This is a genomic window from Pseudomonas sp. R9.37 (genome assembly GCF_963878885.1).
Lineage (GTDB): Bacteria > Pseudomonadota > Gammaproteobacteria > Pseudomonadales > Pseudomonadaceae > Aquipseudomonas.
On sequence record NZ_CAWNZA010000001.1, the window covers coordinates 1 to 22,677 of the forward strand.

Here is a 22,677-nt window from a genome sequence, read left to right on the forward strand (position 1 = left end):
TCTGGGCTTCGATGAACTGAAGCAACTCGCTGTCGAATTCTGCGTAACTCTTTGTTTACCAAGGAGTTTTCCGTTTCGACTGCGCCGGAAGTGGGGCGAATTATAGACTTCCAGAATCTGCCGTCAAGCACTAATTACGCTTTTGGTGCAGAAACTGGTTTTTTCGCGATAAGGCGGGGAATCCGGCGCGTGACCGGCGGAATACGCAGCACCAAAAGCAGCGCACCTATAGATGCATATATCGCCCACTCCTTCAGATCGGCCCGCACAATCCACAGCATATGCAGCAAACCAAGCCCAAGGATTACATACACCAAGCGATGCAGCTTCTTCCAGCGACTGCCAAGTCGACGCTGGCTATAGCGATTGGAGGTCACTGCCAGCACCAATAAGCAGAGGAAGCCCAACGCGCCCACAATAATGTAGGGCCGCTTACGCAGCTCCACCCCGAATTGCGACCAATCAAGCCCCAAGATAAAGACGCAGTAAGCCGCCAGGTGCAAAACCACATACGCAAAACACCAGAGTCCCAGCTGTCGGCGGACAGCAATCCACCCCGCCCATCCGCTGAGCTTCTGCAATGGTGTCATGCCCAGCGTGATCAGCAACAGAATCAAGGTCCCAAGCCCCAACCGATCCATCAGCACTTTGCCTGGATCAGGCCCGAGCACCGAACTCCATGCCTCGTACAACCAGAAAAATGGCCAAATCGCCGCGGCTATAAAGACGCCGACACGCCAGATCGGATAACGCATCAGTAATTCTTCCGCAGATCGAGGCCCGTATAAAGAGAAGCGACCTCATCCGAGTAGCCATTGAACATCTGCGTCTCACGCACGTTCGGGCTGAACAGGCCGCTGGGCAGACGACGTTCTCGCGCCTGAGTCCAGCGAGGATGGTCGACCGTAGGATTCACGTTCGCGTAGAACCCATACTCATCGGCCGCGATGCTCTGCCAGGTCGTCTTGGGTTGTTCGCTTACAAGACTGATCCGCACAATCGACTTCACACTCTTGAAGCCATACTTCCACGGCACCACCAGACGCAGTGGTGCGCCGTTCTGGTTAGGCAGTTCACGCCCGTACATGCCAACGGAAAGGATAGCCAATGGGTTCATCGCCTCATCCAGGCGCAACCCTTCGACATATGGCCAGTCGATCAAGCCAAAGCTTGAGCGCTGCCCCGGCATACTTTTGGGGTCTTGGAGCGTTTCAAAACGGATGAACTTGGCTTTAGAGGTCGGCTCCACCTGCTTGAGCAAGGCTGAAAGGGGGAAACCCATCCACGGAATCACCATCGACCACGCCTCGACACAGCGCAAACGGTAGATGCGCTCCTCCAACTGATAAGGCTTCATGAAGTCTTCCAAGGCATAACGCCCCGGCTTGCCCACCTCTCCATCAATCACCACACTCCAGGGCTCGGTCTTGAGTGAACCCGCGTTCTTCGCCGGGTCACCCTTGTCCGTACCGAATTCATAGAAGTTGTTGTAGTGGGTTGCGTCCTTGAACGGCGTAATGGCTTCGTCCTTTACCGTAACAGCCTGCCACTGGGTGCCTGGCAGCTTTTGGGCAAACCAACTCGGCGCATTGCCAGGCTCGACGTCGGCGTAACGCGCTGCATCGTCAGCACTGGCCCAGCGCGGCAAGGTACCGGCAGCGACGCCAGCAAGCGCACCACCGAGCAAGCTACGGCGAGATAAATAGAAGGATTCAGGCGTGACATCCGATTCGTGGCAATCGGACGCTTTGGGGATCTTGATTAACATGGCAACTCCGCAGCATTGGAGGACTGATGCACCAATAGACTGCGGAGTATGGCGGACATTACATTAAGACAATGTTTTGTCGCGGCGCAGATGCAGCAAGTACTGAATCGGCCCCGAAGCGGCGTAGGCCAGGAACGCCAGCAGCAGAATACGCGGCGGGTCGCTGAACACTACAGCGAACACCAGCACCACCACCAGGATCGCTACGAAAGGCACGCGGCCCTTGAGGTCGAACTCCTTGAAGCTGTTGTACTTGATGTTGCTGACCATCAGCATGCCAGCCGCAGCCACCATCAAGGCCACCAGGAACGACATTTTCGAGCCCTGGATTCCATAGTCACTGAATGCCCAGACAATACCTGCCACTACGCCTGCAGCCGCGGGGCTGGCAAGGCCAATGAAGTAACGCTTGTCAGCGGTACCCACCTGGGTATTGAAGCGCGCCAGACGCAAAGCGGCGCCGGCGACATAGATGAAGGCGACCATCCAGCCGACCTTGCCCATATCTCCCAGCGCCCAGGCAAACGCCAGCAGCGCTGGTGCAACCCCGAAAGCGACCATGTCCGACAGCGAGTCGTACTCGGCGCCAAAGGCACTTTGCGTGTTGGTCATGCGCGCCACGCGGCCATCAAGGCCATCAAGCACCATGGCCACAAAGATTGCGATGGCGGCAAAACCGAAATACTTGCTGGCACTCACCGCATCACCCGCCGCCAGCGCACTTTGGGCGCTCATGGAGTTGATGATGGAATAGAAGCCGGCAAACAGGTTCGCGGTGGTGAACAGGTTAGGCAGAAGATAGATGCCACGATGCCGGACCTTGCGACCTTCCGCGTCATGCCCTTCTTCGACATGCTCATCGATCGGCAGCAGGCTTTCGGCGTCAGAGGCCTGGTGTGGCTCTTCGGGACGTTCGCTCATGGATTTTACCTTGCAACGGTGTGAAAAAATTCGACAGAAACTTGCGGCGAGTGTTCGCCCGCAAACGATGCAGCTTTATACCAGAACCAGCCCCTCAAACGAAAAAACGCGGCCTAAGCCGCGTTTTCTGTTGATGCGTACGACTTAGTTTTTGGCTTTGTCGACGATCTTGTTGGCACCGATCCACGGCATCATGGAGCGCAGTTGCTCGCCGATGACTTCGATACCGTGAGCGGCGTTGTTACGACGCTTGGCGGTCATCGAAGGGTAGCCGGTTGCGCCTTCGCTGATGAACATTTTGGCGTATTCGCCGTCCTGGATACGTTTCAGGGCGTTGCGCATGGCCTGACGGGACTCGGCGTTGATCACTTCCGGGCCAGTCACGTACTCGCCGTATTCGGCGTTGTTGGAGATCGAGTAGTTCATGTTGGCGATACCGCCTTCGTACATGAGGTCAACGATCAGCTTCAGTTCGTGCAGGCATTCGAAGTAGGCCATCTCTGGCGCGTAGCCAGCTTCAACCAGTGTTTCGAAACCAGCTTTGACCAGCTCAACGGTACCGCCGCACAGAACGGCTTGCTCGCCGAACAGGTCGGTTTCAGTCTCGTCCTTGAAGGTGGTTTCGATGATGCCGGTACGACCGCCACCCACGCCAGCTGCGTAGGACAGTGCAACGTTTTTAGCGTTGCCCGAGGCGTCCTGATAGATCGCGATCAGGTCAGGGATACCGCCGCCTTTGACGAACTCGGAACGCACGGTGTGGCCCGGGGCTTTCGGCGCGATCATGATCACGTCGAGGTCAGCGCGTGGAACAACCTGGTTGTAGTGAATCGCGAAGCCGTGGGAGAAGGCCAGGGTGGCGCCCTTCTTGATGTTCGGCTCGATTTCATTCTTGTACAGCGCGGACTGGAACTCGTCCGGGGTCAGAATCATGACCAGGTCAGCAGCAGCAACGGCGGAAGCAACGTCGGTCACTTTCAGGCCATGGGCTTCAGCCTTGGCAACAGTGGCCGAGCCTTTGCGCAGGCCGACAGTGACGTCAACGCCGGAATCTTTCAGGTTGCACGCTTGGGCGTGGCCCTGGGAACCGTAGCCGATGATGGCGACTTTCTTGCCCTGGATGATCGACAGGTCACAATCTTTATCGTAATAAACTTTCATGAGGTTCCTCTATATATCCAGGCCGTAAGGCCATTCGCTAATTTGGGTTAGATGCTGAGTACTTTGTCGCCACGGGCAATCCCGGTGACACCACTGCGTACGGTTTCCAGAATCGAGGCCGTCCCGATCGACTGGATGAAGCTGTCCAGCTTGTCGCTTGTACCGGTCAGTTGAACGGTATAAACGCTGGCGCTCACATCGACGATCTGCCCGCGATAAATATCAGTAGTCCGTTTAATCTCGGCACGCTGGGCACCCGTAGCCTTGACCTTAACCAACATCAGCTCACGCTCAATGTGGGCACTTTCCGAAAGATCGACCAGCTTGACCACTTCGATCAACTTGTTGAGGTTCTTGGTGATCTGCTCGATCACCTCATCGTGGCCCACGGTGGTCAACGTCAGACGCGACAGGGTCGGGTCTTCGGTCGGTGCCACGGTCAGGCTTTCAATGTTGTAGTTGCGTTGCGAAAACAGGCCGACCACACGAGACAGAGCGCCGGGTTCGTTCTCCAGAAGCAGGGAGATAATGTGCCGCATGATTAAGTACGCTCCGTCTTGTTCAGCCACATGTCGCGCATAGAGCCGTCTTTGATCTGCATCGGGTAGACGTGCTCACTGGTATCCACTTGAATATCGAGGAACACCAGGCGGTCCTTCATGGCGAACGCCTCTTCCATCTTCGGCTTCAGATCTTTCAAATCGGTGATGCGAATGCCGACGTGGCCGTAGGCTTCAACCAATTTTACGAAATCTGGCAGCGATTCCATGTAGGAATGGGAGTGACGGCTGCCGTAGCTCATGTCCTGCCATTGACGAACCATGCCCAGTACGCCGTTGTTCAGGCAGACGATCTTCACCGGAAGGCCGTACTGCAAGCACGTCGACAACTCCTGAATGTTCATCTGGATGCTGCCCTCACCGGTGACGCACGCGACGTCGGTGTCGGGGAAGCTCAGCTTCACACCCATGGCCGCAGGGAAACCAAAGCCCATCGTGCCCAGGCCACCGGAGTTGATCCAGCGGTTAGGCTTGTCGAACTTGTAGTACTGCGCGGCGAACATCTGGTGCTGACCTACATCGGAGGTTACAAAGGCATCGCCCTTGGTCACTTCGCACAGGGTTTCGATCACGGTTTGTGGCTTGATGACGCTGCCGTCGCCTTTGTCGTAAGGGAACAGGCCGCGATCACCGCGCCATTCGTCGATCTGCTTCCACCAGCTGGCAACGGACTCCTTGTTCGGCGTTTCGCCGATGTCCTTGAGCGCGGCTACCATCTCGGTCAACACACTTTCTACCGGACCCACAATCGGCACATCAGCCTTGATGGTCTTGGAGATCGACGCAGGGTCGATGTCGATGTGGATGATCTTGGCATTCGGGCAGAACTTGCTCGCGCCGTTGATCACACGGTCATCAAAACGCGCGCCCACTGCCAGAATCACATCGGCGTGGTGCATGGCCAGGTTGGCGGTGTAGCTGCCGTGCATGCCGAGCATGCCGACGAACTGACGGTCCGTGCCCGGGAATGCGCCGAGGCCCATCAACGTGTTGGTGACTGGCAAATTGAGCAGCTTGGCCAGCTCGGTCAGCGGAGCAGAACCGCCGCCCAGGATCACGCCACCGCCCGAGTACAGCACCGGGCGCTTGGCCGCCAGCAGCATTTCTGCTGCCTTGCGGATTTGCCCCGAGTGCCCACGAACAGCCGGGCTGTAGGAACGCAGCTTGGCTTTCTTCGGGAAGATGTATTCAAATTTTTCAGCCGGGTTGGTCATGTCTTTCGGGATATCGACCACAACAGGGCCCGGACGACCGGACTGTGCGAGGTAGAACGCCTTTTTCATGACTTCCGGGATTTCCGAGGCATGCTTGATCATGAAGCTGTGTTTCACGATCGGCCGGGAGATACCGATCATGTCGGTTTCCTGGAATGCATCGGTCCCCACCATGGTGCTTGCGACCTGGCCGGAAATGATCACCATCGGAATAGAGTCCATATACGCAGTCGCGATGCCGGTAATGGCATTCGTTGCGCCTGGGCCGGACGTCACCAGTACTACACCGGCTTTACCGGTGGCACGGGCGTAACCGTCAGCCATATGGGTCGCGGCCTGTTCGTGGCGAACCAGGATGTGGGTAACAGCCGGTTCCTTGAACAGTGCGTCGTAAACATGCAGCAGAGCACCACCTGGGTACCCGTAGATATAGTCGACGCCTTCGTCACGCAAAAAGCGGACGAGCATCTCACCGCCAGATAAAAGCTCCACGTTGTTCACCTCTAAAACGCCAGAATACCGTCCGTTAAAAACCGACGGGTCTTAATAGGTTTACTTCTCAACAGAGCATGAGCGACGGTGGTCGCCGACTACGTCAGCACTGACTGAGCAAGTATTGGGATCGTCCCAAGTGTTGCGGGCTTTTCCCACCCAGCGCGAGGTAACGCGTTGCGGGTGTTACAGGTCGGCGCGGATATGCGCCTCATGATCTGCTGAGCGGGTCTGCTTCTGGCAGTCCCGATACAGCGGACTTTGGATTCTTCTGTTTCAGCCCCTTCAAGTCAAGCAATAATTGCGCTTTTTTCCAACTAAGCGCATGAGAACGTAGATTAAAGGGGTTTGAGGAGGGATAAAACTCGCCTGAATGTCGTCAAGCGGTAGAAATGTGCGCAAGACTGCCGGAAAACCCGGCAGTCAGGCAATTAACGAGCGTCGACGATCAATTGGTCGAACTTTTTCAGCGCGTTACGCAAACCGAGGCTCTCAAGCGGGCGATCGGCGTAAACCATCTCCGCCATCTCCAGGATCCCCGACGCATTAGGCAACGGTAGATCCTGCTCGAGAATCTGCTTCATGCGCACCAGGAAGATCCATTGCAGCCACTGGTGAAAATCCAGGGTATCAACCGAAAAAGGCTCGACACTGCTGAGCGCCTCTGCGCTGGGGGACACCTCGTCCCACCAGCCCTGCACGCGCAATTCGCGCTCGATCAGCAATAACTGTTCGGCAATCGCGGGAAACCGTGCATCCATCAGAGGCTGACCTTGGCTTTCTGCCGAGCCTGCGCAGCACCGGCGGCATCGCCTTGGGCAGCACGCGCGTCACCAATCAAGGCCCACAAGTTGGCCTGCAGATCGGGACGACCATTGGCCAGGCTCAGGCCGCGACGGGCGAACTGTTCAGCTTGCGGCGCATCACCTTGGGCCATACGCACCTGGGCCAGGCGATACAACACTTGCGGCTCGCGAGGCGCCACGCGCTGGGCACGCTCAAGACTGGACGAAGCACCGTTCAAATCACCACTGGCCTGCTGCTGCTGGGCAGTAGTCAAAAGCGACAACACGGGTCCGTCCAGTTGCTCATCAGCCGACAGGCCGCCCGCGCTTGACGACGACGGAATACCGCTCGGCGTCGACGGCATGTTGTAGGTGCCCTGATTGACCGGCGCCGTCTGGATCGGCGTGGAATCAACCGGCCCCGACGTGCTTGGACCTGGGGTCCACGGCTCGGCGCTGATCGGCGCCGACGTTGCAGCACCACCGCCCGGCACCATCACTACCACACCCGAATCCTGCGGCATGGCTTGCGGTGCGGCTTGCGTAGGACGCTTGACCACGGTCTGACGGAAGCCGCCGTTGGCCGAAATGCGATCGTTATTGGAAACGGTGGTACTCGAATCCACCACGGGAATCGAACCGCGCTGCACGCTGGAGCAACCGCTGAGCACTGCCAGAGCTGTAATAGCTGGAATCAACCACTTGTTCACGTGAAACCCTCTTTGCTTAGTTCATCCAGCCCTTGACCCAATCCATCACCGATTCCGCGTCAGCAGGGGCACTGCCACCGCATGCGGCGCCGGGTGGTGGCTCGCTGCCGCGAATATACGGCATCTGCACCGCGCCCGGACAGTTGGCATCGGAGCCCTGCCCCGTGTGCGGATCAATCCAGGCCTGCACGATGTTGTCCGGTTGCGGCATGTTCAGCGGCAACGGGTCGGCCTTGCGCATAAAGCTGGTCCAGACCTGCAGCGCACCGGTAGCACCGGTGAACGGCGTCTTGCCATTGTCGTCACGCCCCAGCCAAACCACGGCCAGCACGTCCTGGCCGAAGCCCGCGAACCAGCTGTCACGCGAATCGTTACTGGTACCGGTCTTGCCCGCCAACGTGAGGTTCGACGGCAGCACGCTGTAAACCGAACGCCCGGTGCCTTCGCGCATCACGCGCTGCATGGCGTTCTGGATCAGGTAAATGGAGCCTGCATCAAAACGCTGCTGAATTTGGAACGGATAGCGCTTGAGCGGCTCGCCCTCGGCAGTCAGCACGCTGCGGATACCGCGCATCGGGGTATTGAAGCCACCGTTGGCGAGGGTCTGGTACATCGTGGCCACTTCCATCGGGGTCATGGCGCCAGCGCCCAACAGCATCGATGGGAACGACGGGAACTCACGATTGATGCCCAGGCGACCCAGGGTTTTCAACACATTCGGCACCCCAACTTCCAGCCCGAGGCGCGAGGTGGAGATGTTGTAGGAATGCGCCAGGCCCTGATACAGGAACACCGTGCCGTGAGAGCGACGATCGAAGTTCTGCGGCGTCCACACTTGGCCATCAGCACCTTTGACCGACAACGGGTCATCCGACAGCCAACTGGTCAGGGTGTATTTGCTCGGTTTTTCCAGGGCCGTCAGGTAGACCGCAGGCTTGACCAGCGAGCCGATCGGCCGCACGGCATCCAGCGCGCGGTTGAAACCGGCAAAACTGGCCTGGCGACTGCCGATCATGGCCTGGACTTCACCGGTTTCGGGGTTGGTCACCACCATGGCCGCCTCGACTTCATCGGAGCCCTTGCGGCCGGTCAAGCGTTTGAAGGTGTCGTTGACCGACGCTTCGGCTTTCATCTGCAAAATCGGGTCGAAGCTGGTGAAGATCCGCAAGCCTTCTTCGGTCAAGTCTTCGTCGCGGTAATCTTCGCGCAGCTGACGTTTGACCAGGTCGATAAAGCCTGGGAAGGAGCTGTCGGCCAACTTGCCGCGGGTTGTCACACCCAGTGGCATTTTCTTCGCGGCCGCGACTTGTTCAGCGGTAGCCACGCCCTGCTGCTCGAGTACATCCAGCACCAGGTTACGACGTTCAAGCGCACGCTCCGGGTTGCGACGCGGGTTGTAATAGGACGGCCCCTTGACCATACCCACCAGCAACGCAACCTGATGCAATTTCAACTCGGACAATGGCTGACCGAAGAAGAACTGGCTGGCCAAGCCAAAGCCGTGAACGGCGCGCTGGCCATCCTGACCGACGAATACTTCGTTGAGGTAAGCCTCGAGGATTTCCTGCTTGCTGTAATGCAGCTCCAGCAGCATCGCCATCATGGCTTCGGTGAGTTTGCGGGTCAGGCTGCGCTCGTTGGTCAGGTAGAAGTTCTTGACCAATTGTTGCGTCAGCGTACTGCCACCCTGCGTCATCTTGCCGCCAGAAGTGTTGACCCAGATGGCGCGGGCAATCGACTTGGGCGACACACCCCAGTGGCTGTAGAAGTCGCGGTCTTCGACGGCAACGAGTGTTTCAAGCAGATACGGCGGCACCTGATCGAGCTTGATCAGGATGCGATCTTCCAGGTTCTTTGGGTAAATGCCGCCGATCAGCAGCGGCTCCAGGCGCACCACAGGCAACTTCGAACCATTGAGCGAGGACAGCTCGGCGACGTAATCGCCAGAGAAGCGCACGCGTACCGGCTGGGCTTTTTCCAGGCCTTCGTAGAACTGGAAGCCGCGGGTGTTCAAGTCGACGGTATTGCCGCTGACGGCCGCAGCGCCAGGGCCATTGCTCACGGCTTCGCGGCGGTAACCCAACGCGTCGAGCTCGGTCAGGAAATCATCTTTACTCAGCTTCTGGCCAGTGAACAGTTCCAGCGGGCGTGCGTACACCTTGGCCGGAATGGTCCAGCGCTTGCCGGAGAACTTCTCCTGGACCACAGCGTCGAGGTACACCGCGAAGCCGGCGAGCACTACAAGGCCCACCAGGCTGAGCTTGAGCGCCCAGCCCAGCCACGGGCGCAGGCCGCGGGAAGGAGGTTTTTTACGGGAACGGGGAGATCGGGTTCGAGTCATGGCGGCGGATTATACGCACTTTATTGATGATCAACATGAGCCGGACAGCGGTTTGCACGACCGGCTGTAACAGCCATAATGCCCGCCATGATTTCCCCCAGACTTTGAAGGATCGCCCGTGAGCCAGTCCCTGATCGCTGCCCTGCAGAACCCGGCTTTGTATCCCCATCCGGTTGAAGCGTTTCACGTTATCGAGACCCATATTTCCTGGGTCATTCTGACTGGCCCCTTCGCTTATAAACTGAAGAAGCCGATGAACTTCGGCTTTCTGGATTTCACCCAGCTGGACGACCGGGGGCACTTCTGCAACGAAGAACTTCGCCTCAACCAGCGCCTGACCGAAGATCTGTACCTTGAAGTGTTGCCGATTACGGGCACCGCCGAGGCCCCGCAACTGGGCGGCGATGGCCCGGTAATCGAGTACGCGCTGAAAATGCGCCAGTTCCCGCAAAGCCAACTGCTGAGCACCTTGCAAGCCAACGGCGAACTGACCAGCGCGCATATTGATGAAATGGCCAAGCAGATTGCGCACTTCCACCTCACCGCACCAAAGGTTCCACAGGCGCACCCGGCCGGCACCCCGGACGAGGTGATGGCGCCGGTGCGCCAGAACTTCGATCAGATCCGCCCTTTCCTCAGCGACAAGGCCGATCTGGCACAGCTGGAAGCTCTGCAGGCCTGGGCCGAAAGCAGCTTCGAGCGCCTCAAGCCTCTGCTGGCGCAGCGCAAGCAGGATGGCTTCACGCGTGAATGTCACGGCGATATCCACTTGGGCAATGCGACGATGATCGACGGCCAAGTCGTCATCTTCGACTGCATCGAGTTCAACGAGCCGTTCCGCTTCACCGACGTGTACGCCGACACCGGCTTTCTGGCGATGGACCTGGAAGACCGTGGCCTCAAATCCCTGGCGCGTCGCTTTATCAGCCAATACCTGGAACTGACCGGCGATTACCAAGGCCTGGAAGTGCTGAACTTCTATAAAGCGTACCGGGCGCTGGTACGCGCCAAGGTTGCACTGTTCAGCATGCCGAGCGAGGCAAGCCCGGTGCAGCGCGCCTCCACCCTGCGCCAGTACCGCAACTACGCCAACCTGGCCGAAAGCTACAGCACTATTCCTTCGCGCTTCCTGGCGATTACCCACGGCGTATCGGCAGTCGGCAAGAGCCACGTAGCCATGCGCCTGGTGGAAGCGTTGGGTGCCGTGCGCCTGCGCTCGGACGTGGAACGCAAACGCCTGTTTGGCGAACAGCACGTGGAAAACACACCACAGGCCGGCATCTATGCTGCCGACGCCAGCGCAGCAACCTATGCTCGCCTGAATGAAATCGCCGATATCGTCTTGCGCGCCGGCTACCCGGTCGTACTGGATGCCACCTTCCTTAAACGTGAACAGCGCGACGCTGCTGCGAAGATTGCCGAGGCCACCGGCGCGCCATTCCTGATCCTGGATTGCAACGCACCGCAAGCCGTTATCGCCAGCTGGTTGGCACAACGTCAGGCGGATCAGAACGACCCTTCCGACGCGACGCTGACCATCATCGAAGAGCAGCAGGCCAACCGCGACCCGCTGACGGCGGAAGAACTGCTGCTGAGCAAGCGTGTAGAGACCAATGAAAGCGGAACCCTGGATGCCTTGGTGGCGCATATCCGCCAGCGCCTGCCAGGCCTGTAAGAAATATTTCTTGGTCGTGTCACCGATCTACGGTGCACGACCGAGCAATAGTGGCACTATAATGGCGTCATAATTCCAACAGGAGTCGCCGTCATGAGTCAGCCCAAGCTTCTTGATACTCCGCTCTACGCGCTCCTGCACAAGGACGACATTCGAGGCTTCAACCAGGAACGGCCTAAAGACGGCAGCATCGACATGCGTGGCGGTGACTTTCGCGGGCTGGACCTGCGCGACCTGAACGCCACGGGTGTAGATTTCACCGACGCGTATTTCCGTTCTGCCGACCTGCGTGGCCTGGATCTACGCGACTGCTCATTGGAAGGCGCCAGCCTGGCGCATGCGCAAATTTCCGGCACCTACTTTCCACCTGAACTGACCGCTGACGAGATTCTCATGTCGGTTAATTTCGGTACTCGCCTGCGCTATCGCACCAAGTGACGTCACATGCCCGCCCCCGGCTACGCACCAAGCGTGCCGGGTGGTTCGCCCTGCCCCTGCTTAAAACCTCCTGACCATTCTTATAAGCGTTTCAGCCGTTCCTGACCAAAGAACTACGCTTTTCCTACTGAGCGCTACACTCCTTTTCAGGCTTGCCTGGTCACGATACCCACCGCACCATTCGGCCGTCGCAAGGAGGCTTGATGAACGATGAGCTGCAACACCTGAAAAACCTTGGCAAGACGTCGGCGCAGTGGCTGCATGCGGTGGGCATCCACAGCGCGTCCGACTTGCGCCGCCTGGGAGCGGTCGATGCCTACCGGGCAGTGCGAACCCGCGGTTTCCGGGCCTCGAAAGTATTGCTGTATGCCATTGAAGGCGCATTGATGGATGTGCACTGGAACGACATTCCCGCGGAGCGGAAGGAAGCGCTGAACCGCCAGCTGGATGCGATTTCGGCACGTCAGAAGAATTAGCTCAGCGATAAAACTCAACGTTTACGGGCATTACGAACGCCTGTTTGAGAAATTCCGCAGGTCGAGCAAAAACAAATGTTGACTCTCAAATGAGAATCGTTATGATTATCACAACTGGTCGCGAGATCAGCCGATAACTGAAAGACCATTGGTTCGGACTCTCAGATTATCTCCTCATCAGGCTAATCACGGTTATTTGACCCGGCTCTTGCCGGGTCTTTTTTTGCCTGTAAAACGCCTATAAAGCCGCGAGTCTCAGCGCGCGATAATCAACGGATGCCCACGCTCCGGGTGCGGCTGCACCAACACATCCAGCCCAAACACCGCTTTGAGCGGTTCAGGTCGCAAGACGTTTGCGGGCGTATCCAAGGCGTGCGGACGCCCGCCTTCCAGCAGCAGAATGCGATCACAGTAACGCGCTGCCAGATTCAGGTCATGGAGGATCACCAGTACGGCCGCGCCTCGATCGGCAAAACTGCGAATAGCCTGCAACGTCGTGTGCTGATGCAGAGGGTCAAGCATCGACGTCGGTTCATCCAGCAGCAACGTCTGTCCCGCCTCGCCCGGCCATAGTTGCGCCAATACCCGCGCCAGGTGCACACGTTGGCGCTCCCCGCCAGACAACGCCAGGTAGCTGCGGCCGCTCAAATGGCCGATGTCCGCCGCCTGCAAGGCCGCACGGATGATCTCGTCATCACGCACGCGCCCGGTCTGATGCGGCAAACGCCCCATGCCGACAACCTCTTCCACGCGAAACGCAAAATCCAGGGTCGAGGTTTGCGGCAACACCGCCAAGCGCTGGGCACGCTGCGGGCCGGTCCAGCTCTTGAGCGCCTGCTGATCCAGCCATACCTTGCCCTGATCAGGGTGCAGCTCACCGCACAGCGCGCTGAGCAAGGTGCTTTTGCCAGCACCATTAGGGCCCAGCACGCCAAGTACCTGGCCCGGCAACAGGTCCAGGCTGACATCGGCCAACACAGTCTTGCGACCACGCCGGATCTGCAGCGCTTCCACTCGCAGCATCAGGCGCGTCCTCGCAACAACAGATAAAGAAAAAACGGCGCACCGATAAACGCCGTCACAATGCCGATCGGCAACTCCGCAGGTGCCAAGGCCAGGCGCGCCACCAAATCCGCAAACAGCAGCAAACTCGCGCCGGCCAGCACCGAGGCGGGCAACAGCACTCGATGGTCGGGCCCCGCCAGCAGCCGCACCAAGTGCGGTACCACCAGCCCGACAAACCCGATCATCCCCGCCGCCGCCACTGCCGCCCCTACACCCAGGGCGGTGCAGAACACCAGCTCGCGCTTGAGCCCTTCCACATCAATCCCCAGATGACTGGCCTCGGACTCACCCAGCAACAATGCATTCAGCGCCTTGGCGCGGCGCGGCAACCAGAGCGCGACACCAGCGCTCACCAGCAGCAACGGCCATAACCGCGAGTAGCTCGCGCCATTGAGACTGCCCAGGTTCCAAAAAGTCAGGGTGCGCAGCGTGGCGTCGTCGGCCAAATAGGTAAACAGCCCGACCGCCGAGCTGGCGAGGGCCGTGAGCGCGATGCCGGCAAGCAACATCGTCGCAACATTGGTCTGGCCGTTACGGCGCCCCAGACGATAGACCAAGGCAGTCACCCCCAAACCACCGAGAAACGCACACAGCGACAGCAGGTAAGGCCCGAACGCGTCCGGCAGCCCGCCAAAAAACGAGCCACCGACAATTGCAATCGCCGCCCCCAGCGCCGCGCCACTCGACACCCCGACCAGCCCGGGATCCGCCAGCGGGTTACGAAACAGACCCTGCATCGCCACGCCCGACAACGCCAGCACCCCGCCGACCGCCAGGCCAAGCAATGTGCGCGGCAGGCGAATCTGCCCCAGGATCAATTCGGCCTGCTCCAGGCCGTCGGCTGCAATCGGCACGCCCATCAAGCGCAACGCGGCCCTGAGTGTATCCAGCAACGGCAGGCTGACCGGCCCCAAGGCTAATGAGAGCCAGATCGCCAATACACACAACAGCGCCAGCCCGACAAACAGCGTTTTCGGCTTAACCAGAGTGGTCATGGAGCAGGTTTAGCCTGGGACGGATAGAAACCGGCAGACAGTTGCACCAGGCTTTGCGGCACACGCGGGCCCAGGCCGCCCACCAGCAGGGTGGGGTCCAGCTCAAACACCCGGCCATTTTTGGCCGCCGGCGTTGAGGCCAACATCGGGTTTTCCTTAAACAGAGCCGCGCGCGCGGCATCGCCGGTCAAGGCACGGTCAGCGAATACCAGCACATCAGGGCTCAGTCCCGCCAACGACTCCACCGAAAAAGGTTTGTAGCCGGTATGGGTGGCCAAGTTGCGCCCGCCCGCCTGCTGTAACAACCAGTCGGCGGCGGTGTCTTTACCTGCGATCAGCGGCTTGCCGCCTGCATGACCGAGCACCAACAGCACACCCGGGGCTTTTTGCGTGGCCTGGGCCTGAGTGACCCAGCGCCTCTGCTGCTCGAGCGCTTGTGCATATCCAGTAAACAATTCGTTGGCTTTAGCCTCGCTGCCCAGCAACTTGCCAAGGTGCTGCAAGTTGCCTTTCAGGGTCGGGAGGTCCGGCTCGGCCGAAAACATTTCGACCTGCACACCGGCGCCGCGAATCTGCGCAAGTACCGGCGGCGGCCCCATTTCCTCGGTGCCGACCAGTACTTGCGGGCGCAGGCTGAGAATGCCTTCCGCCGACAACTGGCGCTGGTAACCTATGCTCGGCAAGGCCTTCAGCGATTCCGGGTGCTGGCTGGTAGTATCCACGCCCACCAGTTTCGATTCGCCGCCCAAGGCTGTCACCCATTCCGATAGCGCTCCACCGGCACTCACCCAGCGTTGCGGCAGTTCAGAGGCTTGCGCCCCATGGTGGACCAGCAGTGAGGCAACAAACGCAATAGCGCTGGTACTCAGACGCATGACAGGGTTTCCTTCCAGGGGCGGGGCGAAGCCGGCATTTGATAATTGTTTGCATTTGAACGTCAAGGCACTTAAGGATTGAAATGAAGTTTCTCTGCACCTCCGAGGCCCTTGCAGCCAACAGCAGCCTCGGCTTTGAGATCGACGGTTGCAAACTGCTGGCCGTGCGCCGGGACGGCGTCGCCTACTTCTATATCAACCGTTGCCCCCATCGCGGCATCGCGCTGGAATGGCAACCCGATCAGTTCCTCGACACCAGCGCCAGCCTGATCCAGTGCGCCACTCACGGCGCGCTGTTCCTGATCGAAAGCGGCGAGTGCATCGCCGGTCCCTGTGCGGGCCAGAGCCTCACCGCCCTGCCCGGCCGCGAAGACGCACAGGGCCTGTGGGTGCAACTCTAGTCGCTGATCAGTACATCCAAACGACGTTCCACAACAATTTCCTCAGGCGTGACGCGAACACCGTAGGCCAACACCTCCACGCCGGCGGCCTTGGCCTCCCGCAATGCCGCAGCATAACCGGCGTCGATTTCAACCGCTGGGCGTACTGCCTCTATTCCCGACAGGTTCACGCAATACAACTGCACCGCCCGCACCCCGTCACGCGCCAGGTGCGCCAACTCGCGCAGGTGCTTGGCGCCGCGCTGCGTTACCGCATCGGGAAAGGCTGCTACCGCCGTGCCATCAAAGCCCAGGGTGACACTTTTGACTTCGACAAACGCCGCGCCTTGCGGGTAATCGAGACGAAAATCGATGCGGCTTTTCTCCTGGCCATAAGGCACTTCGCGCTTCAAGGCGGTAAACCCGTTGAGCTCAGTGATGACCCCGGCGCGCAATGCCTCCTCGACCAATTGGTTGGCGCGCGCCGTGTTGACGCACGCCAATCGGCCCTGCGGCGTTTCGGCAATTTCCCAGGTGCCGGGCAACTTGCGCTTGGGGTCCGTGGAGCGACTGAACCAGACCTGGCCGCCCTCCACCATGCAATTGAGCATCGAGCCGGTGTTCGGGCAGTGAATCGTCAGCAACTCGCCGGCAACGGTCTCGATATCGGTGAGAAAACGCTTGTAGCGGCGGATAAGCCGCGCTTCTTCGAGAGGAGGATGAAAACGCATCAGCCTTGCCAGCTCCGCAAACCACGGGCGATACGCTCTACCGCCTGTTGTAGCCGATCGATGTTTTGCGTGTAGGCAAAACGCACATGGTGGCCGGCTTGATAGCGGCCAAAATCCAGCCCAGGCGTAAACGCCACGTGTTCGGTTTCGAGGAAATGCCGACAGAACGCGAAGGCATCACCGCCGAACGCGCTGATATCGGCATACAAATAGAACGCCCCTTCCGGCTCAACGGCGATACCGAATCCAAGTTCGCGCAGGGCGGGCAGCAGGAAATCCCGACGGCGACCGAATTCAGCGCGGCGCTGCTCCAGAATGCTCAACGTTTGCGGGGTAAAACACGCCAGTGCCGCGTACTGGGCCATGCTCGGCGCGCTGATGTAGAGGTTTTGCGCAAGCTTTTCCAATTCCCCCACCGCCGCGGGCGGCGCCACCAGCCAACCGAGGCGCCAGCCGGTCATGCCGAAATACTTCGAAAAACTATTCAGGACGAACGCGTCGTCGTCCACTTCCAGCACGCTGGCGGCATCGGTGCCGTACGTGAGGCCGTGATAGATCTCATCCACCACCAAGTGCCCGTCGCGCGCCTTGATTGCACTGGACAACCCCGCCAATTCGTCGCGTGTAAGGATCGTGCCGGTGGGGTTGGCCGGAGACGCGACCAACGCGCCCACGCTGTCCTGGTCCCAATGTTTGGCCACCAACTCGGCAGTCAATTGGTAGCGCACGTCCGGGCCAACCGGCACCAGCTGCGCCGCGCCTTCCACCAAGCGCAGGAAATGTCGGTTGCACGGATAGCCTGGGTCGGCGAGCAACCAATGTTTGCCCGGATCGACCAGCAGGCTGCTCGCCAGCAGCAACGCACCGGAACCACCGGGGGTGATCAGAATGCGTTCAGGATCAATGTTCAGCCCGTAGCGCTGCTGGTAGAAACCGCTGATGGCCTCACGCAACTCCGGCAACCCGCGCGCTGCGGTGTAGCGGGTCTTGCCGTTGGCCAACGCCGCCTGGCCGGCCTGGATGATGGGCTCGGCCGTGGTGAAATCCGGCTCGCCGATCTCCAGGTGGATCACATCATGACCGGCTGCCTGCAGCTCATTGGCTCGCGCCAGCAGCGCCATGACATGAAAAGGTTCGATGGCGCGACTGCGCGCACTGTAGGGCTGAGCCATTAGCCTTCCTTAACGGTGAGGACAAAATCAGGATTCTACCGAACCCTCGCGGTAAAACATGCTCTATTGCCTGCTCGGCCGTCCATGACGAACCGAGCAAGCGCTTGCAAAACGACTAAAATCAACATTCGAGACACGCTATACCCAGCCATGGCGGGCTGTTGCAGTTTGCACCCCCGCCAAGTTGGGCCTCGACAACCGGGAGTGGCGCACCCCGAATCTATCTGGTAAGTTCGCCCGCTTGCAGCCGCAGGGCCGGCAGGTGTCGGTGACGTTGCAATCCTGCGCAATGGATTAGAAGAGTGAGAGGCGGTCTATTCATGTCCACCCAAGCAAAGCAACAGCAGCAGAGCCTCAGTGGCTTCACACCTTACGTCGAAACGAAAGGTGAGGAGTACATGGGCAAGCCCATGCGCCAGCACTTCACCAAGATCCTGCAAAAGTGGAAGCAGGACTTGATGCAAGAGGTCGACCGCACCGTTGACCACATGAAGGACGAAGCCGCCAACTTCCCGGACCCGGCAGACCGTGCCAGCCAGGAAGAGGAATTCGCCCTCGAACTGCGCGCCCGTGATCGTGAACGCAAGCTGATCAAGAAAATCGACAAAACGCTGCAACTGATCGAAGACGAGGAATATGGCTGGTGCGAATCCTGCGGCGTCGAGATTGGTATTCGCCGCCTGGAAGCCCGCCCAACCGCGGACCTGTGCGTAGACTGCAAGACCTTGGCTGAAATCAAGGAAAAACAGGTCGGCAAGTAATCCTGCCGGGCTAAACGAATGGGGCGTGCAAACGCCCCATTTTTGTTTCTGGCGTTTACCGATTTTCCAGTAGTATCCGGCCCATGACAGCCTCTACCTATATCGGGCGTTTCGCCCCCACGCCCAGCGGCCATTTGCATTTCGGCTCGCTGGTTGCCGCCCTCGCTTCCTACCTCGATGCCCGCGCCAACCAAGGCCGCTGGCTGATGCGCATGGAAGACCTCGACCCACCGCGTGAAGAACCCGGCGCCCAGACGGCGATCCTGCACGCCCTGGAAAGCTACGGCTTTGAGTGGGATGGCGAACTGGTCCGACAAAGCGAGCGGCATGACGCCTACGCCAAAGTCCTCGACGGCCTTTTCAACCACGGCCTGGCCTACGCCTGCACGTGCTCGCGCAAACAGCTGGAGCCCTACCATGGAATTTACCCGGGTTTATGCCGCAATGCCGGGCACGATCAGCAAGACGCGGCCATCCGCCTGCGCGTGCCCGAGCTGGAATACCACTTTACCGACCGCGTACAGGGTGAATTCCGACAGCACCTGGGCCGCGATGTAGGCGATTTCGTCATCCGTCGCCGCGACGGCTTGTATGCCTATCAATTGGCCGTCGTGCTCGACGACGCCTGGCAAGGTGTGACCGACATCGTGCGCGGTGCCGACCTGCTCGATTCCACGCCACGCCAGCTCTACCTGCAAGAACTGCTGGGCCTGCGCCAGCCGCGCTACCTGCACGTGCCGTTGATCGTGCAGCCGGACGGTAACAAGTTGGGCAAAACCTACCGTTCTCCGCCGTTGACACCGGACCAAGCCACGCCTTTGCTGTTAAGGGCATTGCGCGCCCTCGGCCAGCCCGCCGGCGCTGAACTGCTGCACGCCAGCCCACGGGAGCTGCTCGATTGGGGCATTGCGCACTGGGATGCAACCCTGATCCCGCGCACACTCACGCTGGCCGAAGCGCAATTGAGCTGAAGGCGCTTGCAGCTTGCCAGCCATCCGTTACCATCGCCGCAGTTTTTTAATCAGAGGCCAACATGTACATCTATCGATTGGTCCTGCTGCTGGTCGTCGGGATCTACCTGTTTTCCCCCGCCATCATGGATTGGTGGATCGACGCCACGGGCGCCTGGTATCGCCCTTATCTGCTATGGCTGATCCTGATCGTCGTGACCTTCATCCTGCAGAGCCAAAAAGATGCCGATGAGCTTTAGCCTCACCCAGATGCTGCTGATCAGCGCCGCCTACCTGGCCGCGTTGTTCGCCGTGGCCTGGATCAGTGAGCGCGGAATGATTCCGCGGGCGATCATTCGCCATCCGTTGACCTACACCTTGTCCCTGGGCGTTTACGCCAGCGCCTGGGCGTTTTATGGCACCGTGGGCCTGGCCTACCAGTACGGCTACGGCTTCCTGTCCAGCTACCTTGGGGTGTCCGGCGCATTCCTGCTGGCGCCGGTGTTGCTGTACCCGATCCTGAAAATCACCCGCACCTACCAGCTGTCATCCCTGGCGGACCTGTTTGCCTTCCGTTTTCGCAGCACCTGGGCCGGCGCGCTGACCACGATTTTCATGTTACTCGGCGTATTGCCGCTGCTGGCCCTGCAGATCCAGGCCGTGGCGGATTCCATCAGCATCTTGACCCGTGAGCCGGTGCAGCATCGCGTCGCGCTGGCCTTTTGCGCGTTGATCACGCTGTTCACGATTTTCTTCGGCTCACGCCATATCGCCACCCGTGAAAAACACGAGGGCCTGGTGTTTGCGATTGCCTTTGAGTCGGTGATCAAGCTGATCGCCATCGGCGGCGTCGGCCTGTATGCGCTGTATGGCGTGTTCGACGGCCCGCAACAGCTGGAGCTGTGGCTGCTGCAAAACCAGACCGCCCTCGCCGCCCTGCACACACCGTTGCAGGAAGGCCCATGGCGCACGCTGTTGCTGGTGTTCTTCGCCTCGGCGATTGTGATGCCGCACATGTACCACATGACCTTCACCGAAAACCTCAACCCGCGCTCGTTGGTCAGCGCCAGCTGGGGCTTGCCGCTGTTCCTGCTGCTGATGAGCCTGGCGGTGCCGCTGATCCTGTGGGCCGGCCTCAAGCTGGGCGCAACCACCAACCCGGAATACTTCACCCTCGGCGTCGGTATTGCCGCCAACAGCAAATCCCTGGCGTTGCTGGCGTATGTCGGCGGTTTGTCGGCGGCCAGCGGCTTGATCATCGTCACCACGCTTGCGTTGTCGGGCATGGCGCTCAACCACCTGGTGCTGCCGCTGTATCAGCCGCCAGCCGAAGGCAACATCTACCGCTGGCTGAAGTGGACGCGCCGCGCGCTGATTGTCGCGATCATCATGGCCGGCTATGGCTTCTACCTGTTGCTGGGCGCCGGGCAAGACCTGGCCAACCTCGGCATTGTTGCGTTCGTTGCCACCTTGCAGTTCCTGCCGGGCGTGTTGTCGGTGCTGTATTGGCCGACCGCCAATCGCCGCGGCTTTATCGCCGGTCTGCTGGCGGGGATTCTGGTGTGGATCGTTACCATGCTGCTGCCGCTGGTCGGCAACCTGCAGGGTTTCTACATTCCGTTGCTGAACATGATTTACGTGCTGGACGACACCAGTTGGCACATGGCCGCCATCGCTTCATTGGCTGCCAACGTCTTGATGTTCACCTTGATCTCGCTGTTCACCAACGCCAGCCCCGAAGAAACCAGCGCCGCCGAAGCCTGCGCGGTGGACAACGTGCGCCGCCCGCAACGCCGAGAGCTGCACGCCGCCTCGCCCCAGGAGTTCGCCACGCAACTGGCCAAACCACTGGGTGCGAAAGCCGCGCAAAAGGAAGTCGAACAGGCACTGCGCGACCTCTACCTGCCGTTCGACGAGCGCCGCCCGTATGCGCTGCGGCGCTTGCGTGACCGTATCGAGGCCAACCTGTCCGGCCTGATGGGGCCAAGTGTGTCCCAAGACATGGTCGAAACGTTCTTGCCCTACAAGGCTGGCGGCGAAAACTACGTCACCGAAGACATCCATTTCATCGAGAGCCGGCTGGAGGATTACCACTCACGCCTCACCGGCCTTGCCGCCGAACTCGATGCGCTGCGCCGCTACCACCGCCAGACCCTGCAGGAACTGCCGATGGGCGTGTGCTCCCTGGCCAAGGATCAAGAGATCCTGATGTGGAACAAGGCCATGGAAGAATTGACCGGCATCGCCGCCCAGCGGGTAGTGGGTTCGCGCCTGAACACCTTGGGCGATCCGTGGAAGGAGCTGCTGCAAGGCTTTATCAACCTGCCCGACGAGCATTTGCACAAGCAGCACTTGGCACTCGACGGCCAGACGCGGTGGCTCAACCTGCACAAAGCGGCGATCGACGAACCGCTGGCACCCGGCAACAGCGGCCTGGTGCTGCTGGTCGAAGACTTGACCGACACGCAAATGCTCGAAGACAAGCTGGTGCACTCCGAGCGCCTGGCCAGCATTGGTCGTTTGGCGGCAGGCGTGGCCCATGAGATTGGCAACCCGATCACCGGTATCGCCTGCCTGGCGCAGAACCTGCGGGAAGAGCGCGAAGAGGACGGCGAAATCACCGAAATCAGCGGGCAAATCCTTGAGCAGACCAAGCGCGTTTCCCGCATCGTGCAGTCGTTGATGAGCTTCGCCCATGCCGGCGCTCATCAGAATCAGGACGAGGCCGTGTGCCTGGCCGAAGTTGCGCAGGATGCCATAGGGCTGTTGGCCTTGAACCGGCGCAATTTCGAAGTACAGTTCTTCAATCTGTGCGACCCGGACCACTGGGTCGACGGCGATTCCCAACGCTTGGCGCAGGTGTTGATCAACTTGCTGTCCAACGCCCGTGACGCTTCCCCGCCGCACAGCGCGGTACGCGTCAAGAGCGAGGCTTTCGAGCACACGGTCGATCTGATCGTGGAGGATGAAGGCAGCGGTATTCCACAGAACATCATGGACCGATTGTTCGAACCTTTCTTCACCACCAAGGACCCGGGTGAAGGTACCGGTCTGGGCCTTGCACTGGTCTATTCCATCGTTGAAGAGCATTATGGACAAATCACCATCGACAGCCCGGCTGACACCGAAAGCCAACGCGGCACCCGTATTCGGGTGACCTTGCCGCGTCATGTCGAAGCGACGTCCGCTGTGAACTGAGACCGTCGA

At 59.7% G+C, this 22,677-nt stretch carries 22 protein-coding genes; 8 read left to right on the forward strand and 14 right to left on the reverse strand.

Features of this window, described 5'->3' with window-relative positions:
- Window positions 1-134: 134 nt before the first annotated feature.
- The 9 genes from msrQ to mrcB all read right to left on the reverse strand — a co-directional run bounded on the left by msrQ (window position 135) and on the right by mrcB (window position 9,952).
- Window positions 135-755 (reverse strand): protein-methionine-sulfoxide reductase heme-binding subunit MsrQ, encoded by a 621-nt coding sequence (msrQ, locus tag AACU78_RS00005; RefSeq protein WP_106579226.1) that lies wholly within the window; start codon window positions 753-755, stop codon window positions 135-137.
- Entirely contained in the window at window positions 755-1,768 is a 1,014-nt protein-coding gene (gene msrP, locus AACU78_RS00010; RefSeq protein WP_106579227.1) for a protein-methionine-sulfoxide reductase catalytic subunit MsrP, read from the reverse strand. Before msrP ends, msrQ begins: the two co-directional genes overlap by 1 nt.
- A gap of 63 nt (window positions 1,769-1,831) precedes the next feature.
- The gene (gene pssA, locus AACU78_RS00015) at window positions 1,832-2,689 is read right to left on the reverse strand and encodes a CDP-diacylglycerol--serine O-phosphatidyltransferase (protein WP_106579228.1); all 858 of its coding nucleotides are present in this window, start codon (window positions 2,687-2,689) and stop codon (window positions 1,832-1,834) included.
- Between the two features lie 144 nt (window positions 2,690-2,833).
- Entirely contained in the window at window positions 2,834-3,850 is a 1,017-nt protein-coding gene (gene ilvC / locus AACU78_RS00020) for a ketol-acid reductoisomerase (protein ID WP_003176099.1), read from the reverse strand.
- A gap of 47 nt (window positions 3,851-3,897) precedes the next feature.
- Window positions 3,898-4,389 carry an acetolactate synthase small subunit gene (ilvN, locus tag AACU78_RS00025; protein ID WP_003176102.1) on the reverse strand — a complete coding sequence of 164 codons (492 nt, stop codon included), beginning with the start codon at window positions 4,387-4,389 and terminating at the stop codon, window positions 3,898-3,900.
- Between the two features lie 2 nt (window positions 4,390-4,391).
- A complete protein-coding gene (locus AACU78_RS00030) occupies window positions 4,392-6,116 on the reverse strand; it encodes an acetolactate synthase 3 large subunit (RefSeq protein WP_106579404.1) in 1,725 nt (574 codons plus the stop codon).
- 431 nt (window positions 6,117-6,547) lie between these two features.
- Window positions 6,548-6,877, reverse strand: a complete 330-nt coding sequence (locus AACU78_RS00035) for a YqcC family protein (protein ID WP_095013553.1) — start codon at window positions 6,875-6,877, stop codon at window positions 6,548-6,550.
- The gene (locus AACU78_RS00040) at window positions 6,877-7,611 is read right to left on the reverse strand and encodes a tetratricopeptide repeat protein (RefSeq protein ID WP_106579229.1); all 735 of its coding nucleotides are present in this window, start codon (window positions 7,609-7,611) and stop codon (window positions 6,877-6,879) included. The genes AACU78_RS00035 and AACU78_RS00040 overlap by 1 nt, the downstream gene beginning before the upstream one ends.
- Window positions 7,612-7,627: 16 nt before the next feature.
- Window positions 7,628-9,952 (reverse strand): penicillin-binding protein 1B, encoded by a 2,325-nt coding sequence (mrcB, locus tag AACU78_RS00045; protein WP_106579230.1) that lies wholly within the window; start codon window positions 9,950-9,952, stop codon window positions 7,628-7,630.
- Window positions 9,953-10,070: 118 nt separating this feature from the next.
- Here mrcB and AACU78_RS00050 point away from each other — a divergent pair, with 118 nt between their 5' ends.
- From AACU78_RS00050 to AACU78_RS00060, 3 genes are all read left to right on the forward strand, one after another.
- The gene (locus AACU78_RS00050; protein ID WP_106579231.1) at window positions 10,071-11,627 is read left to right on the forward strand and encodes a bifunctional aminoglycoside phosphotransferase/ATP-binding protein; all 1,557 of its coding nucleotides are present in this window, start codon (window positions 10,071-10,073) and stop codon (window positions 11,625-11,627) included.
- A 93-nt stretch (window positions 11,628-11,720) separates the two neighbouring features.
- The gene (locus AACU78_RS00055) at window positions 11,721-12,065 is read left to right on the forward strand and encodes a pentapeptide repeat-containing protein (protein ID WP_106579232.1); all 345 of its coding nucleotides are present in this window, start codon (window positions 11,721-11,723) and stop codon (window positions 12,063-12,065) included.
- A 203-nt stretch (window positions 12,066-12,268) separates the two neighbouring features.
- On the forward strand, window positions 12,269-12,541 hold the full coding sequence (locus AACU78_RS00060; protein ID WP_010562703.1) for a TfoX/Sxy family protein: 273 nt from the start codon (window positions 12,269-12,271) through the stop codon (window positions 12,539-12,541).
- A 255-nt stretch (window positions 12,542-12,796) separates the two neighbouring features.
- Here the strand turns inward: AACU78_RS00060 and AACU78_RS00065 are convergent, their stop codons facing one another.
- Genes AACU78_RS00065 through AACU78_RS00075 form a run of 3 tightly spaced genes read right to left on the reverse strand, consistent with a single transcriptional unit; the run spans window position 12,797 to window position 15,476 of the window.
- Window positions 12,797-13,564, reverse strand: coding sequence for a heme ABC transporter ATP-binding protein (locus AACU78_RS00065; protein WP_106579233.1), 768 nt, complete (start codon window positions 13,562-13,564; stop codon window positions 12,797-12,799).
- Entirely contained in the window at window positions 13,564-14,601 is a 1,038-nt protein-coding gene (locus AACU78_RS00070; protein WP_106579234.1) for a FecCD family ABC transporter permease, read from the reverse strand. Before AACU78_RS00070 ends, AACU78_RS00065 begins: the two co-directional genes overlap by 1 nt.
- Entirely contained in the window at window positions 14,598-15,476 is an 879-nt protein-coding gene (locus tag AACU78_RS00075; protein ID WP_106579235.1) for a heme/hemin ABC transporter substrate-binding protein, read from the reverse strand. The genes AACU78_RS00070 and AACU78_RS00075 overlap by 4 nt, the downstream gene beginning before the upstream one ends.
- Window positions 15,477-15,559: 83 nt before the next feature.
- On the opposite strand from AACU78_RS00075, the gene AACU78_RS00080 reads away from it, so the two are divergent.
- Window positions 15,560-15,877, forward strand: coding sequence for a Rieske (2Fe-2S) protein (locus AACU78_RS00080; RefSeq protein WP_106579236.1), 318 nt, complete (start codon window positions 15,560-15,562; stop codon window positions 15,875-15,877).
- Here the strand turns inward: AACU78_RS00080 and sfsA are convergent.
- Both sfsA and AACU78_RS00090 read right to left on the reverse strand, forming a co-directional pair.
- Entirely contained in the window at window positions 15,874-16,587 is a 714-nt protein-coding gene (sfsA, locus tag AACU78_RS00085) for a DNA/RNA nuclease SfsA (protein WP_106579237.1), read from the reverse strand. The two genes, AACU78_RS00080 and sfsA, sit on opposite strands and share 4 nt — an antisense overlap.
- On the reverse strand, window positions 16,587-17,759 hold the full coding sequence (locus AACU78_RS00090) for a pyridoxal phosphate-dependent aminotransferase (protein WP_106579238.1): 1,173 nt from the start codon (window positions 17,757-17,759) through the stop codon (window positions 16,587-16,589). The genes sfsA and AACU78_RS00090 overlap by 1 nt, the downstream gene beginning before the upstream one ends.
- Before the next feature lie 320 nt (window positions 17,760-18,079).
- Here AACU78_RS00090 and dksA point away from each other — a divergent pair, with 320 nt between their 5' ends.
- The 4 genes from dksA to AACU78_RS00110 all read left to right on the forward strand — a co-directional run bounded on the left by dksA (window position 18,080) and on the right by AACU78_RS00110 (window position 22,668).
- Window positions 18,080-18,520 (forward strand): RNA polymerase-binding protein DksA, encoded by a 441-nt coding sequence (gene dksA, locus AACU78_RS00095; protein ID WP_034100675.1) that lies wholly within the window; start codon window positions 18,080-18,082, stop codon window positions 18,518-18,520.
- An 83-nt stretch (window positions 18,521-18,603) separates the two neighbouring features.
- On the forward strand, window positions 18,604-19,491 hold the full coding sequence (gluQRS, locus tag AACU78_RS00100) for a tRNA glutamyl-Q(34) synthetase GluQRS (protein WP_106579239.1): 888 nt from the start codon (window positions 18,604-18,606) through the stop codon (window positions 19,489-19,491).
- A 62-nt stretch (window positions 19,492-19,553) separates the two neighbouring features.
- Window positions 19,554-19,730, forward strand: a complete 177-nt coding sequence (locus AACU78_RS00105; protein ID WP_003176118.1) for a hypothetical protein — start codon at window positions 19,554-19,556, stop codon at window positions 19,728-19,730.
- Entirely contained in the window at window positions 19,714-22,668 is a 2,955-nt protein-coding gene (locus AACU78_RS00110; protein WP_162530298.1) for a sensor histidine kinase, read from the forward strand. The genes AACU78_RS00105 and AACU78_RS00110 overlap by 17 nt, the downstream gene beginning before the upstream one ends.
- Window positions 22,669-22,677: the final 9 nt, after the last annotated feature.

What these genes read in the sequence shown, in the direction of transcription:
- msrQ (WP_106579226.1), bottom strand. Translation starts at nt 755, where the DNA reads ATGCGTTATCCGATCTGGCGTGTCGGCGTCTTTATAGCCGCGGCGATT.
- msrP (WP_106579227.1), bottom strand. Translation starts at nt 1,768, where the DNA reads ATGTTAATCAAGATCCCCAAAGCGTCCGATTGCCACGAATCGGATGTC.
- pssA (WP_106579228.1), bottom strand. Translation starts at nt 2,689, where the DNA reads ATGAGCGAACGTCCCGAAGAGCCACACCAGGCCTCTGACGCCGAAAGC.
- ilvC (WP_003176099.1), bottom strand. Translation starts at nt 3,850, where the DNA reads ATGAAAGTTTATTACGATAAAGATTGTGACCTGTCGATCATCCAGGGC.
- ilvN (WP_003176102.1), bottom strand. Translation starts at nt 4,389, where the DNA reads ATGCGGCACATTATCTCCCTGCTTCTGGAGAACGAACCCGGCGCTCTG.
- AACU78_RS00035 (WP_095013553.1), bottom strand. Translation starts at nt 6,877, where the DNA reads ATGGATGCACGGTTTCCCGCGATTGCCGAACAGTTATTGCTGATCGAG.
- mrcB (WP_106579230.1), bottom strand. Translation starts at nt 9,952, where the DNA reads ATGACTCGAACCCGATCTCCCCGTTCCCGTAAAAAACCTCCTTCCCGC.
- AACU78_RS00055 (WP_106579232.1), top strand. Translation starts at nt 11,721, where the DNA reads ATGAGTCAGCCCAAGCTTCTTGATACTCCGCTCTACGCGCTCCTGCAC.
- AACU78_RS00060 (WP_010562703.1), top strand. Translation starts at nt 12,269, where the DNA reads ATGAACGATGAGCTGCAACACCTGAAAAACCTTGGCAAGACGTCGGCG.
- AACU78_RS00065 (WP_106579233.1), bottom strand. Translation starts at nt 13,564, where the DNA reads ATGCTGCGAGTGGAAGCGCTGCAGATCCGGCGTGGTCGCAAGACTGTG.
- AACU78_RS00070 (WP_106579234.1), bottom strand. Translation starts at nt 14,601, where the DNA reads ATGACCACTCTGGTTAAGCCGAAAACGCTGTTTGTCGGGCTGGCGCTG.
- AACU78_RS00075 (WP_106579235.1), bottom strand. Translation starts at nt 15,476, where the DNA reads ATGCGTCTGAGTACCAGCGCTATTGCGTTTGTTGCCTCACTGCTGGTC.
- AACU78_RS00080 (WP_106579236.1), top strand. Translation starts at nt 15,560, where the DNA reads ATGAAGTTTCTCTGCACCTCCGAGGCCCTTGCAGCCAACAGCAGCCTC.
- sfsA (WP_106579237.1), bottom strand. Translation starts at nt 16,587, where the DNA reads ATGCGTTTTCATCCTCCTCTCGAAGAAGCGCGGCTTATCCGCCGCTAC.
- AACU78_RS00090 (WP_106579238.1), bottom strand. Translation starts at nt 17,759, where the DNA reads ATGGCTCAGCCCTACAGTGCGCGCAGTCGCGCCATCGAACCTTTTCAT.
- dksA (WP_034100675.1), top strand. Translation starts at nt 18,080, where the DNA reads ATGTCCACCCAAGCAAAGCAACAGCAGCAGAGCCTCAGTGGCTTCACA.
- gluQRS (WP_106579239.1), top strand. Translation starts at nt 18,604, where the DNA reads ATGACAGCCTCTACCTATATCGGGCGTTTCGCCCCCACGCCCAGCGGC.
- AACU78_RS00105 (WP_003176118.1), top strand. Translation starts at nt 19,554, where the DNA reads ATGTACATCTATCGATTGGTCCTGCTGCTGGTCGTCGGGATCTACCTG.
- AACU78_RS00110 (WP_162530298.1), top strand. Translation starts at nt 19,714, where the DNA reads ATGCCGATGAGCTTTAGCCTCACCCAGATGCTGCTGATCAGCGCCGCC.